General features: G+C 47.6%; 12 protein-coding genes. 3 read left to right on the forward strand and 9 right to left on the reverse strand.

Translation table 11 applies throughout. From position 1 onward, the window contains the following. Window positions 1–11: 11 nt before the first annotated feature. From BMZ54_RS18685 to BMZ54_RS18705, 5 genes are all read right to left on the reverse strand, one after another. Complete coding sequence (locus BMZ54_RS18685) at window positions 12–3371, reverse strand: SusC/RagA family TonB-linked outer membrane protein (protein WP_162277603.1); 3360 nt, start codon at window positions 3369–3371, stop codon at window positions 12–14. Between the two features lie 180 nt (window positions 3372–3551). Next, window positions 3552–4739 (reverse strand): FecR family protein, encoded by a 1188-nt coding sequence (locus BMZ54_RS18690; protein ID WP_089915276.1) that lies wholly within the window; start codon window positions 4737–4739, stop codon window positions 3552–3554. A gap of 67 nt (window positions 4740–4806) precedes the next feature. Then, a complete protein-coding gene (locus BMZ54_RS18695) occupies window positions 4807–5391 on the reverse strand; it encodes an RNA polymerase sigma-70 factor (protein ID WP_089915279.1) in 585 nt (194 codons plus the stop codon). 63 nt (window positions 5392–5454) lie between these two features. Beyond that, window positions 5455–7836, reverse strand: coding sequence for an ABC transporter permease (locus BMZ54_RS18700; RefSeq protein ID WP_089915282.1), 2382 nt, complete (start codon window positions 7834–7836; stop codon window positions 5455–5457). Window positions 7837–7954: 118 nt separating this feature from the next. Further along, the gene (locus tag BMZ54_RS18705) at window positions 7955–8788 is read right to left on the reverse strand and encodes a helix-turn-helix domain-containing protein (protein ID WP_089915285.1); all 834 of its coding nucleotides are present in this window, start codon (window positions 8786–8788) and stop codon (window positions 7955–7957) included. 90 nt (window positions 8789–8878) lie between these two features. Here BMZ54_RS18705 and BMZ54_RS18710 point away from each other — a divergent pair, with 90 nt between their 5' ends. Beyond that, complete coding sequence (locus BMZ54_RS18710) at window positions 8879–9274, forward strand: DoxX family membrane protein (RefSeq protein WP_089915287.1); 396 nt, start codon at window positions 8879–8881, stop codon at window positions 9272–9274. A 15-nt stretch (window positions 9275–9289) separates the two neighbouring features. Here the strand turns inward: BMZ54_RS18710 and BMZ54_RS18715 are convergent, their stop codons facing one another. The 3 genes from BMZ54_RS18715 to BMZ54_RS18725 all read right to left on the reverse strand — a co-directional run bounded on the left by BMZ54_RS18715 (window position 9290) and on the right by BMZ54_RS18725 (window position 10996). Beyond that, the gene (locus BMZ54_RS18715; RefSeq protein WP_202909287.1) at window positions 9290–9991 is read right to left on the reverse strand and encodes a hypothetical protein; all 702 of its coding nucleotides are present in this window, start codon (window positions 9989–9991) and stop codon (window positions 9290–9292) included. A gap of 61 nt (window positions 9992–10052) precedes the next feature. Beyond that, on the reverse strand, window positions 10053–10427 hold the full coding sequence (locus tag BMZ54_RS18720; protein ID WP_089915290.1) for a response regulator: 375 nt from the start codon (window positions 10425–10427) through the stop codon (window positions 10053–10055). Between the two features lie 182 nt (window positions 10428–10609). Next, window positions 10610–10996 (reverse strand): hypothetical protein, encoded by a 387-nt coding sequence (locus BMZ54_RS18725; protein ID WP_089915293.1) that lies wholly within the window; start codon window positions 10994–10996, stop codon window positions 10610–10612. 117 nt (window positions 10997–11113) lie between these two features. On the opposite strand from BMZ54_RS18725, the gene BMZ54_RS18730 reads away from it, so the two are divergent. Continuing rightward, complete coding sequence (locus BMZ54_RS18730) at window positions 11114–11536, forward strand: secondary thiamine-phosphate synthase enzyme YjbQ (RefSeq protein ID WP_089915296.1); 423 nt, start codon at window positions 11114–11116, stop codon at window positions 11534–11536. A 1-nt stretch (window position 11537) separates the two neighbouring features. Here BMZ54_RS18730 and BMZ54_RS18735 read toward each other — a convergent pair whose 3' ends face one another. Next, on the reverse strand, window positions 11538–12632 hold the full coding sequence (locus tag BMZ54_RS18735) for an AI-2E family transporter (RefSeq protein WP_089915299.1): 1095 nt from the start codon (window positions 12630–12632) through the stop codon (window positions 11538–11540). Window positions 12633–13012: 380 nt separating this feature from the next. Here BMZ54_RS18735 and BMZ54_RS18740 point away from each other — a divergent pair, with 380 nt between their 5' ends. Next, on the forward strand, window positions 13013–13273 hold the full coding sequence (locus BMZ54_RS18740; RefSeq protein ID WP_089915303.1) for an RNA recognition motif domain-containing protein: 261 nt from the start codon (window positions 13013–13015) through the stop codon (window positions 13271–13273). Window positions 13274–13325: the final 52 nt, after the last annotated feature.

Raw genomic sequence — 13325 nt, forward strand, 5'->3', positions numbered from 1 at the left:
TCATTTAAGCGTTAAAAATTAATATTGGCGCCCAGGGTGTACACCTTTGTTTGCGGGTAATAGTTAGCCCGGCCGGTAGGGAACTCAGGATCAATGCCCCATTCATTGGCTTTTGAGAAGGTGAGCAGGTTAGTGCCGCTCAGGTATACCCGCGCTTTTTTAATCTTTATCCTGTCTGTTAAGGATTTGGGAAGATTGTAACCCAGCTGCAGGGCTTTTACGCGTACATATCCCATGTGTATCACCCAGAAATCGGAGATCTGTGCATTCTTGTCTGTAAACTTCTGCGGGCGGGCAAAACGGGCATCTGTATTCTCAGGTGTCCAGTAATCATTTTCAATATCTATTACAAAGCCCTGGTTGTTGCCGGCATCTGCAAAAGCGCCGGAGATACGCGCATCCTGCTTTACAGCGCCCTGGAAAAATATGTACAGGTCAAAATCACCATAGTTGAAATTGGAGGTAAGGCCAAAGGTGTAGTGCGGGAACGGGTCGCCGATCATGGTGCGGTCATCTGCCGTGATCTTACCATCGCCCGTCAGGTCCACATACTTAATATCACCAGGAAAAGTATTGGTGTCGTACTTGGGCGATTTGGCTACGTCATCTGCATCCTTATAAAACCCGTTTGTTTTAAAGCCCCATAGCACCCCAATAGGCAGGCCCGCCTGGTTAGCATACAAACCATCGTTGGTGGAGCCGGTGATGTAAGGGCCGGTGCCTTTCAGGTCCACGATGCGGTTAATGTTGTTGGAGATATTAAAGTTAAGAGAGTAATGCAGCTTGTGCGACATATCCCTATAGTTCAAACCCAGCTCCCAGCCCTTGTTGGATACTACGCCTGCATTCTGCACCGGTGCATTTAAGCCAATGGCGCCGGGTATGGCCAGGCTGAGTAAGATGCCGGAGGTACGTTTGTTATAATAGTCAAACGTTACATCCAGCTTATCATTTAAAACAGTGGCATCCAGGCCAAGGTCCAGCTGTTTGGTGGTTTCCCATTTAATGGCGGTATTGGCGTAGTTCAGCAAAGCATAACCAGTGGCCGCGCCGCCGCCAAATGTATAATTGAGGGTATTCAGCGCTTCATAAAAACTATAAGCGCCTACGGTTTGATTACCCGTGGAACCATAAGAGCCGCGCAGCTTAAACTCAGGTATAATGGCTGTTAACGGCTGCCAGAAATTTTCGCGGGATACGCGCCAGCCTGCAGAGAAGGATGGAAAAAAGCTGTACAGGTTATCGCCGGTGAAGTTGGAGGAACCGTCATAGCGGCCGTTTATTTCCAGTAAATATTTATCGGCAAAATTATAGTTGAAACGCCCGAAATAAGAGCGCAGACCGGATTCCAGGTCCCTGCCGCTATTATCTTTAGAGCTGGCTGCGCCGGCGGTAAGGGCCTGTATATCGTTATTATAAAAAGTGTTGCGGAAACCGGTTAAGGTATCGCCACGGGAGTAGATCTGCGAATAACCGCCCAGTACACCAAAGTTATGCTTACCCAGCTGCAGGCGGTATTCCAGCAGGCTGTTAATGGTTTCCTGGTAGTTATTAAAGCGGTTCTCATTCAGCTGGTTGGTGGCCTGTGTTTTAGTGCGGGAGGGGTTGTTCTCATCTACTACCGCATAGGTGTTGCGGAATATCTTTACTTTTTCCGCATTGCTTACAATTGCGTACTGGGTTGAGAATTTTAAACCTTTTATGATATTCCATTCCGCGCGCAGGTTAACGGAAAACGTGTTAAACCAGTCGTGGTTATAACCGGACAGGTCGCGGCTAATGAGCGGGCTGTTACCCTGCGTGCTTACGCCATAGCCGCCATCCGGGTAGCGGGGCGTTACAAACTGTGCGCCGTGCAGCGTGTTGTAAAATACGTTATCCGCATCCTGCGGGGCGGTAGTGTACAGCTGCCGGTAGTTTACATCTGCGCCGAACTTCACTTTATCAGAAGGCGTGAAGTCAGTATTGATCCTTACTTCCCGCGCATCGTTGCTGAAGTTATCCGTAATACCTTCCTGTTTCATATACCGTACACTGGCCAGCGCTTTAAACTGTTTGCTGCCGCCGCTTACCGTCAAGTTATTATTAAACTGCGGGGCTGTTTTATACAGTATATTGTACCAGTCATTCGCCAGCGGGTATTTGATCTTATCCGGGCTGTTTACGTACATGTTAATGTAATCTTCAGTATAAGGCGCAGCTTGACCTGCATTCACATAAGCTACATTTTGCTGGCGCATATATTGCTCTGTGCTCATGCTTTTGGGATGATTGCCTATTTGCTGTAAAGCGGCATACCCGCTGTAGCTTACATTCAGCTGCCCTTCCTTAGCGCGTTTGGTGGTAATAAGTATAACGCCGGTGGCGGCACGGGAGCCGTAAATAGAAGTGGCGGCGGCATCTTTGAGCACTGATACGTTCTCAATATCTTCCGGGTTAATATTGTTAATACCCTGCTCAATACCATCTACCAGCACTAAAGGATTGTTACCACTTAAAGTGGTGATGCCGCGTATACGTGCTGTTACATTAGCACGGCCCGGGGCGCCGCCCTGGTCCAGGATGGTAAAGCCCGGGGATAAGCCCTGGAAGGCCTGCACGGAGTTGTTCACCGGCCGGCGGGCAATATCATCTGCCTGAATTACGCTTACGGCACTGGTAAGGCTTACCTTTTTCTGGGTGCCGTAACCTACTACCACTACCATATCCTTCAGGGTTTTAATATCATCCTGCAGGGTAATGTTAAAAGTGGTTTGCCCGTTCAGTGGCACCTCCTGTGTTACGTAACCGGAATAGGAAATGATGAGCACTGCATTATCTTCTATTCCCTGTAAGGTAAAGTTGCCGTTTGCATCAGACTGGGTGCCTTTTTGCGCATCCTTTACCCGGATGGTGGCGCCAATAAGCCCCTGCCCTTTGGCATCTGTGATCTTACCTTTAACGTTCACCGGCGGGTTGCCCGCCGCTTTGGGCGCATCGTCCAGGGAGGTGATGGTGATCACCTTATCTTTTATTTCATACCCCAGCTGCTGTTTGCTGCAGATGTTAGTTAGTACGGTGGTTAGCTCCTCGTTTGTTGCATCAATAGTAACCGGCTTTGCTTTCTGCAAAGCATCTTTATCAAAAATGAAGTAATAGCCGGTTTGTTTCCTGATGGCGTTCAGCACCGTTTTCAGATCACTGTTCTGCTGGTGGATGGTTACCTTTTGTGCATAGGAAGCAGCGCTTACCTGCAATATTGCTACGAGTAATATGAGCCCTGTTATTTTCATGACCAGGAAAAAATTTCGGATGGATCTTGGTAGCTGACGGATAGCATTGCCGCTACCACCGTGCATAGCAGTAGCTTTACAAAGTACCTTTTGTTTCATACATTTGTATTGTTTATTGGTTAGGATAAATCTGGTACCATTGGTACCGTGTGGAATTTTCCTGCATAACCAGAACATATAACTTACCGGCCGCAATCCGGTAAGTTTTTCTTTTTATGAGGAAGTGTGTTGTAGCAGTGTTTTAATTTTTCATAACATTTACTTGTGTTGTTTTTTTGGTTAATTACGCTGTTTAGCTTTTTGTACCGTAATAATATCCCCCTTTACGGTAAAGGAAACCCGCCTGGTGGATGCGAGCATATTCAGGACTGTATTTACATCCGTGCTGCGTGGTAATACGCCGGTAAAGGCTACATCCGGCTGAGGGCCGTTGTAGATAATGGTGGCATTGTACCAGCGTTTTATATCGTTCATAGCGCTTTCAATATTGGTATTGTCAAACAGGAACAGCCCTTCTTTCCAGGCCATTACTGCATCTATATTTGCCTGTTTAACCTGGATGGCGGCGCCGGTGCTGTTTAACACGCTGGCCTGCTGGCCGGGTGTTATCTTTTGTGTTTGTGCGCCGTGCGTTACCTGTACCGCGCCTTCCAGCAGGGTAGTTTCCTGGTTAGGTGCATCGGGGTAAGCCATTACATTAAAATGGGTGCCCAGCACTTCAACTACCGACCCGTTTGTGCTTACAAAAAAAGGCATACGGCTGTTATTGCGGCTCACTTTTGTTACTTCAAAATAGGCTTCGCCGCTTAGCTGCACGCGCCGCTCCTGCCCGGAGAATACAGTTGGGAAAGTAATGGAGGATGCGGCATTGAGCCATACTTTGGTACCATCCGGCAGTGTGATCTGGAATTGCCCGCCCGGCGGTGTGGTGAGTGTATTAAAAGTATTGCCGGCTTGTTGGGCTGCGGCGCCGGGCTCATATACCAGCTCCCCTGCTGCTGTTTTTTTAATTTGTGTGCTGCCCTGCATAGCTACTACACCGTTGGCTGCCTGGTTTAATACAATAGTTTGCCCATTGGCCAGCTTCAATAATGCTTTATTGCCACCGGGCTGTAATACCGGCGCGGTTTGTTGTGCCCTCTGTGCGGGCGGCTGCTGTACGTGCGTATTGGGCAGGTTAAAGTAGATCATGCTGCTGACAACTAACACCGCTACAGTGGCTGCCACGGCTATCCAGGCATGGATGGCGCGCACTTTTGGCCGCTGCTGCGGGAGCGTATCCATTGTTTTTAATAAGCGTTGCAGCATTTTTTCTTCTACCTGTTCCTTTATGCCCATGAGCTGTTCATCCCAATCCTGTGCGGCCGGAAAGCTTTCCAGGAATTGCATGACCTGCTGCTCTTCTTCCAAAGAAGCAGTGCCAGCGAGGTATTTATTAACCAGCTGTAAAAATTCGTGTTTCTCCACGATGAGGGTGGTGTTTAGTGGTAAGAGTAAAAAGCGGGGGGTATCCCCTATGTCCGGGAAAAATATTTTACTTATTCAGCCAGGATAACATTACCAATGTAATGGTAAACAGCTGCGACAGGGATACGCGTAAAAAGCCCAGGGCTTTGGTGAGATGGTTCTCTACTGTTTTGGGAGAGATGTTTAAGCGGTGGGCGATCTGCTTATGACTGAGCTGGGCTTCGCGGCTCAGCTTATACACTTCTTTACACTTTTCCGGCAGGCGCTCTACAATGGCTACTACGCGGGATTGCAGCTCCCTGTATTCTATTTCTTCCAGGGCGGGCGCCGCCGGCACCTGTTCTTCCATATGCTGCAGGATGGCCTCATTTACACGGCCGGCCTTGATCTGCCGCAGCATTTCATACCGTACGGAGGCAAACAGATAAGCGTTGAGTGATACTTTTACCTGCAGCTGCTGCCGGTTGGTCCATAGCTGCAGGAACAGCTCCTGGATGATATCCTCACAGGCCTGGGCATTTTTTAACAGCCCAAATGCGTGTAAGTACAGTTTTTGCCAGTATTTGCGGTAGATGAGTGTCAATGCGGATTTGTCCCCTTCTTTCATACGGGCCAGCAGTTCTGTATCTTCATCGTGGCTGTGCGGGCGCATTTGGTTTTGATTGACGGGACTAATATAGAGCGTTTGTGGAATAAGTCAAAACATTTTCTCCCCTCACTCTGCCCTTAAACTCTTTAACGGGTTGGCCAGCGCTGCTTTGAAAGCCTGCAGGCTTACGGTGATGAGCGTGATCATTAATGAGGCCACACCCGCCAGGGCAAAGATCCACCAGGGAATAACCGTACGGTATTCATAATGCTGCAGCCAGCTATGCATGGCCCACCAGGCCAGCGGAAATGCAATAGCACAGGCTATTGCTACCAGCTGCACAAAATCCCTGGATAATAAACCGGCCAGCCCGTTTGCAGAGGCGCCCAGTATTTTACGGATGCCAATTTCCTTGGTACGCCGTTCTACCGTGTAGGCGGCCAGGCCAAACAATCCCAGGCAGGATATAAAAATGGCCAGTGCGGCAAAGAGGCCTGCCAGCTTACCTATCAGCGTTTCAGTAATGAACAGCTTATTGAAATCATCATCCACAAACCGGAACTCAAAGGGAAAGCCGGGGTTATTAGCCTGGATAACGGCGCCCGTCTTTTCCAATGCTTTTGCCAGGTTAACACCAGGTTTAAAACGTATAGACATTAAAGTGGCGCCGCCCGGTGTACAAAAGAGCAATGCCGGCATGTTAGAGCCATACATATTGTTATATACAAAATCCTTAACCACCCCTGCTACCTGCAGGTGAAATGTATCCACCTGCAGCATGCCGCCGGGCTTTCCTTCCTTACCCATTATTCTGGCCATGCTTTCATTGATAATAACCTCATGCTGGCTCAAACGGGCATCGCTATAAAAATCCCTTCCGCTAACCAGCTGCATATGCATGGTGGAAACATATTCCGGGCTTACTGCATTGGAGTGAATAAATTCTTTGTCGCTAAGATCTTTACCTGCCCAAGTATAGCTGTCAGAGGAGCTGTACAGGTGCAAAGGATCATGCAGGCTTAAAGCGGCGTTTTCTACCACGCCTGTTGCCAGCAGCTGCTCTTTTACAGCTGCAAAATGTTCTTTCAGGCCGCTTTGCAGGTTTATGATCACCAGGTTGTTCTTATTAAAACCCAGGTTACGGTGTTTGATATGCCGGATCTGAAGATAAATGATAGCAGTGCAGATAATAAGGGTAATGGAAACTGCAAACTGGGTGATGACTAATCCCTTGCGGATGAAGATAACACCGCCTGCCGTTCTTATTTTCACGCCTTTAAGCACGCTAACCGGGTTAAAGGACGACAGGTAAAAAGCAGGATAGCTGCCGGCTACTAAACCTGCTGCAAAGCCAATACCCAGTAAATAACCCAGGTGTGAAAAGCTGAACAGGTCCGGGGACAGATATTTACCCACCAGTAAATTATAAGCTGGCAGTAAAATGCACACCATAGCTATTGCCAGCAGCACGGCTAAGAACGACATGGACATGGATTCCCCGATAAACTGGCTGATCAACCGGCCCTTGCCTGCACCCATTACCTTTCTTACGCCTACTTCGCGGGCGCGCTGTTCTGAACGCGCGGTAGACAGGTTCATGAAATTAATACAGGCGATCAGCAGGATGATACCTGCGATCAGTGAAAACAGCTTTACATATTTTATATTGCCGCCGTCTGGTTTTCCATCCGTAAAATGATCGCGCAGGTGCCAGTCGTTCATGGAAAAAATAAAACAGTCCGGCGCAGCTGCATCACCGGTTTTAGCGCGGAGATAACCTGCCAGCTTTTTATTGACCATAGCCGGATCAGCGGCCGGATCCAGCTCTGCCAGCGTTTCCGTAAGGTTGTTGCTCCAGGGCTTCAGCCAGGTGTTCTTATCTTCAAATACAATGTAAGGCGAGATCCATTGGCAGGCGCTGTAGGAAGCATTGGCCGGCAGGTTCTTAAAAACGCCTGTGACCATGAAAGAACCATCTACACTATAACTTTCCTGTGCATTCATTTTAATTATTTTGCCCACCGGATCACTGTTACCAAATAATTTTGCTGCCAGGGTTTCATTGATCACTACTGACTGTGGTTCTTTAAACGCAGTGGCGGGGTTTCCATATATAAAATGAAACGTAAGCATGGAAAAGATGGCAGGATCGGCATAGATGCCCTGCTCCTTTACAGACTTTTCGCCCAGCACCATTACCTGGTCCATATTCCAGCTCAGGCGGGCGGTATTTTTCACGCCCGGTATATCTGCTTTCATGGCCTGCGCCAATGGACCCGGCGTGCTGCCGGAGGTGGAGATCGTTCCTTTATCCACCGCATTTTTCATTACCCGGTATAGCTGATCCCTTTTTGTAAAATTGTGGTTGAAGGTAAGCTCGTCTTCTACCCAAAGAAAAATAAATGCCGAACAGGCAATACCAATTGCCAGACCGGCTATGTTGAGGAAACTAAAGACCTTGTTTTTCCAGAGATTGCGGAACGTGGTTTTGAGATAAGTCCTGAACATGACAGCTCTTTAAAAGGGAACGCCAAAAGAAGTGCCATCTCTCAGAGCAGTTATAAATCAATAATTTATATAAGAGGGCGGTATGAAAATGTCCGGTTATGATACAACCGGTGTGCGCTTATAATACATGCTGCTTACGGTAAGCGGTAGGGTTTTGCCCCTTGTATTTTTTAAAAATACGGTTCAGGTGACTTTCATCCGTAAAACCAAATTCATATGCAATATCGCCAATACGGTTATCCGTAAAACGCAGGCGGGTTTCTATAAGCTTTAGCCTGTAAGTGGTAATGTATTGCTGCAGCCCCTCTCCTGTTATTTTTTTAAAATATTCGCTGATATAGTTGGGTGAAATGTTGAAGTGCGCGGCCATCTTCTCTGCCTTTAATCTTTCCGGGTCATAGATATGTTCATGAATATAATTCAGCAGGGGCAAAGCGGGGCCGGGTATTTGTTTTTGAGCAGCGGCGTTTCCCTGCAGGGTAATGTTGCGGGCCGCCAGCGTAATGATGGTATTCACCAGCTGCGCCATTACGAAACTACGCTGCGGGTGCTCACTACCGGTTTCCCGTATCAAAGCCTCTATTATAGCACGCACCAGCGGCTTATCGGTAATTGTTTTAAGGATGCAGCCGGGCAAATGGTTATGGGTATGGAAAATGAACTCCATTTTCTTTATCCATTCAACAGACTGGCTTTTCAGGTAACTATCATTGAAGCGGATAAAAAAGAAACGCGTGGTTTCCTGCACCTCAAATCTGTGCAGATCCTCCGGGAACATCAGGAACAGCTTGTCAGGCGAATAGGGCAGCTGGTGCTGGTTAATGTGCTGTATGCCTTTACCTTCCAGGATGAACGCCATTTCAAAGAAGGTTTTTTTATATGCCCTGGCAGGATAGCTGCCGGTTTCCAGCAGCTCCAGCTCATACAGCTGATAAAGGTTCCTGATCTCCATATCCTGTAAAGATACAGATCATACCCTTAAATGTACAGGACGGGGAATCTGCTGATCATGACCTTTGCACTACCAAAAAAATAACACCTTATGAACACGGTCTCTTTCTTATTACTGCGTTTGGCTATTGGCGCCAGCTTTTTCGGACATGGGCTGGTACGGCTGCCCAAGCTGGCGGCTTTCAGCGGCTGGATGACAGGCACCTTTAAAAAGTCTATGCTGCCGGAAATGCTGGTAATTCCTTTCAGCTATGCGCTGCCGGTTGCTGAATTTATAATAGGGCTGCTGCTGCTCAGCGGCCTGTTTACCAAAGCGGCGGCTGTTGCCGGCAGCATAGTGATGCTGATACTGATCTTTGGCACCTGTATGATAGAAAACTGGGAGGCCCTGCCTTCACAATTTATACATATTGCATTCCTGGCGGCCCTGCTGCAGTTTATACAGCACAACAGCTGGGCACTGGATGAAATGATGAGGGGGAAGTAGGATATGGGAAGTGTATTATCTCCGGCTCCACTCCTCATGCAGCGGCTTGCCATCGGAGCTTTTACCGCTATGGTCCCATTTATTGCCATTCACACTGCCTTTAAAGCTCAGTGAGGCGCCTACCCGGTTATTATCCCGTGAAAAATATTCTATCTTCTCCGTATACACGTTATTTTCAAACGTGTAGCTACCGCCGCCGGTGCCAAAGAACTCGCCCGTTTCCGTATTAATGGCCACCCACTGAAATTTGGTGCCGGTTAATATTTTAATGGTTTTGCGTGCGCCGGAAGGCATGCTGTTCATTTTACCATTGGCTTCGCGGGCTGTGATCTGCCAGCGGCCAGCCAGTGCGGCAATACCATCATCCACCCTGGTAAATACAAGCTTTTTGCCGCCCAGGGTAAGGGCTAGCTGATCGCCTTCAAAAGCGGCTGCAGCATCCGGATGCTGGCCCACCTGCGACTTATCGGCAGAATTAAATTCTATAGTAGTGCTGGCATTGCCCTCAGAGGTGGCCTGCCAGGTGCCGCCCATAGTAGATACAAAAGCAGTGGGTGTGTAGGTAGTAATAGTAAAATAGTCAGGGGTAACCAGCATGACGGTGGTAGTGGAATCTGTTTTCACCTGCCAGGCCCCTTCTGCCGATTGTGCTTTTAACTGTTGTATACCCAACAGGAACAGCATAAACAGCATGCCTGTTTTTGCAAATATTTTCATGAACGTGAATTTGCAAATGAATATACGAAAATAAGATGGCCTAACCTGTAGTCCAAAATAGCTATAGCTGGCCGCCTGTTTCTCCGAGGCAGCGCTTAATAACCGCCAGCAGGTTGGCAGAGGTGAACGGCTTTTCTACCAAAGCAGTTGCGCCGCATTGTTTGGCCATCACGTCCATATTACGCGTACCGGAAATAATGATCACCGGAACATCTTTTGTGAGCGGGCCGTTCTTAAGATGCTGGCAGATCTCACACTCATTTAATGTGAGGAAACGGCTGTTGATGATGAACAGGTCCGGTATATGAAAATCGTATTTTAATAACTGGCTATCGGATGATACATGTTCTATTGCATAGCCGTGTTCCGGCAGTAATTTCCTGTAAAAGAAAACCGTTTCAGTATTCCGCTCTATAATTAATATAGTTTTTTCCATTGCAGTAATCCCAGATAGTTATCGAATATAAATCCCCCCTAATGATGCATGTTACCGGCAGGTATACCGGTAAAGACTTGCTGGCAAAGGCCTGGTGTTGTAACGTATAAAATAATGACTGCCACAGCCAGATCCCTGGGGTATCTGTCAGTATCCAAACAATTAAATGTACAGCGGGCGTATCATCTGATCAGGGAACAATGGAGTAGAAAGATCTTCTCCGGTTTGTAGCGGTGAGTTAAAGTGAGAAAGAAATCGAGGGATAAAACAGCACAGACCGTAATGCCTGTTAAAAAGAAAATGAGGGGTAATAAAAACAGTTTCCTGGCAAAAGCGTACCGGTTACCTTCAACGGCTGCTTCGCGTTTATGAGAGGTCATATGATGCCCCGGCTCATCACTCCTTTTCCGTTGTTTGATGATCAGCCGGCTCCAGTTCACATCTTCATTCATCACATTCGCCCAACAGATATTGTGAGACGCCAGGGTAAGGAACGTCCCTATTATCAGTATTTTGAATGCAAAGGCTGATAGTAAAATATAGTTATGAAAAATTTTCCAATTGCTCATAGTCTGTTTCCAACGGGCTCTAAAAATAAGGAAATATTCATAAAATATTCAAAATCCCCATGCCACAACAAAAGTGCCGTTTGTAAATACCCATAAATTTGGACTAATTTCAACACCATGAAAATGTATCAGCAAACACTGGAATTAAGCGCAAAGCCCCGTGGTTTTCATCTTATTACCCCGGAGATCGCGCGTGCCATACCGGAGATCAACACGTTTCACGCGGGCATTTGCCAGGTTTTCATACAACATACTTCTGCATCGCTCACCCTGAATGAAAATGCAGATCCTACGGTGCGGAAAGATTTTGAAACCTACTTTAACAAAGCGGTTCCGGAAAACGATCCTGACTTTTTACACAATGACGAAGGCCCGGATGATATGCCGGCCCACCTGAAAGCGGCCCTGCTGGGCAGCTCTGTAATGATCCCTATACATAACGGGCGCTTTGCGCTGGGTACCTGGCAGGGGGTATATTTATGCGAGCACCGCAACCACGGAGGCAGAAGAAGGATCGTTATTACGGCCTGGGGAGCCTGATTCAGCCGGTTACCGTGCCGGTATTGGCAGGCTCCCGCCTTTTTTGCAGCCAGGAGTTAAAGATGGTATAAAACACCGCCAGTATAATAGCGCCTTTGAACATACCCGTAAAACCCCAGGCTGCCAACCCGCCTATTACGCCCAGGAACAATACCAGGAAGGGCAGCTTACCACCGCTTTTGGCAATGAGGATGGGTTTTAAGATGGCATCAATTACCAGTAAAAAGGCTGCATAGATGGCCAGGAATATGGCCATGCCGGTATGCCCCTGCGCTGCCGTCCATATGATCAGCGGCAGCCATACTATCAGCGGGCCTACCTGTATCAGCACCAGGAAAAATACCAGTGCAGACAAGGCCAGCTTAAAGTGCAAACCGGCAATGGTAAATCCTATCCAGGAAACAGCGGTAGCAATGAACGCAGTGCCCATCACCCCAATAGACACTCCTTTGATGGCATGCGAGGTAGCTTCCATCATGGTTAAACCATCCCGCCTGCCCAGCAGGTGCTGCAGGGTAGTTTTAACGGGCTGCAATACCTGCTCCCGGCTTACCAGCAAAAAAGCGGAAATAATAATACCCAGTATAAATTGCAGCGCAGTGCCTAAAATGCCGGCCCCGCTCAGCAAAACATGGCGCAGCGCCAGCCGCAGCTGTTGCTCATAACCGGCCAGCGTTTCCCGGGGATTGTCCTGCAAATGCTGCCAGAAAGCGCTGATGGCATCCCCCACCAGCGGCAGCTGCGCAATATTATCCGGCAGGGCGGGCAACCCGTTTGTCTGTATATCTGTGATAATGCGTAAGCCTTCTTTTACATGCCTGCCCAACGATGCAATGAGGTACACCAGGGGCAGCGCTACAATAACAATGAGCACAATGGAATATATGACAGCGGCCAGCTTGCGCCGGTTGCCCAGCACCCGGGCCAGCCATTCAAAAGGCGCCTCAAACGATACAAAAAAGATCAGCGCAAAAGTGAACACACCAAAGAACACCTGCAGCACCTCATACAGTGCATACAATAATGCCAGCAGTAATAAAAGCACCAGTACAGTTTCAATAATACTACGCGGCGTGCGTGGATTAGAGATACGCATAAGTTTGATTTAATATCCAGGAAATTGGGGGATGTAAACGGTACCGTAATATCAAATGATCTCTTACTAATGTAACGCATATTCCCGAATGCACAAATGCGGGGTATAATACCCCCGCGGTTTTTATTTATGCCGTTGTGAGCTACTTAACACTTATTATCGGTACCTTTAGGCTCTAAGGGAATACACACCAAATTCTTTTCTATTCTGCTTTCCAGCGTCCCCACTCTTCCTGGCAGTCTTATCATCGAATTTTCCATGTTGTTCCTGGTCATATTATCATGCAATTATTTAAACCTACAACTATAAGATTACGCTTTTAAAGGGGCTTTATCATAAGCCCCTGGCAGCTGTTTTACTAATTTTTAAATTTATTTATTATGAACTTATACGTATCTAATTTAATGTCGAACGTTACAGAAGACAATTTAAAGAAAGAATTTACTGCTTATGGACAGGTGGCTTCCTGCAAAATAATTATGGACAGGGCTACCGGCACTTCACGCGGTTTTGCATTTGTAGAGATGCCGCAGCAGGCAGAAGCTGAAAAAGCTATGAAGGAACTGGATGGCAAAAACATGGATGGCAAAGGTATTTCTATTACCGAGGCCCGCCAGCGTACGGACCGCCAGGCTTACTAAAAGCCCTGTGCCGGGTAACTGACATACCGTACTGTCTTCCTTAGACTAAACT

It is taken from the genome of Chitinophaga rupis (assembly GCF_900109685.1).
GTDB classification, from domain to species: domain Bacteria; phylum Bacteroidota; class Bacteroidia; order Chitinophagales; family Chitinophagaceae; genus Chitinophaga; species Chitinophaga rupis.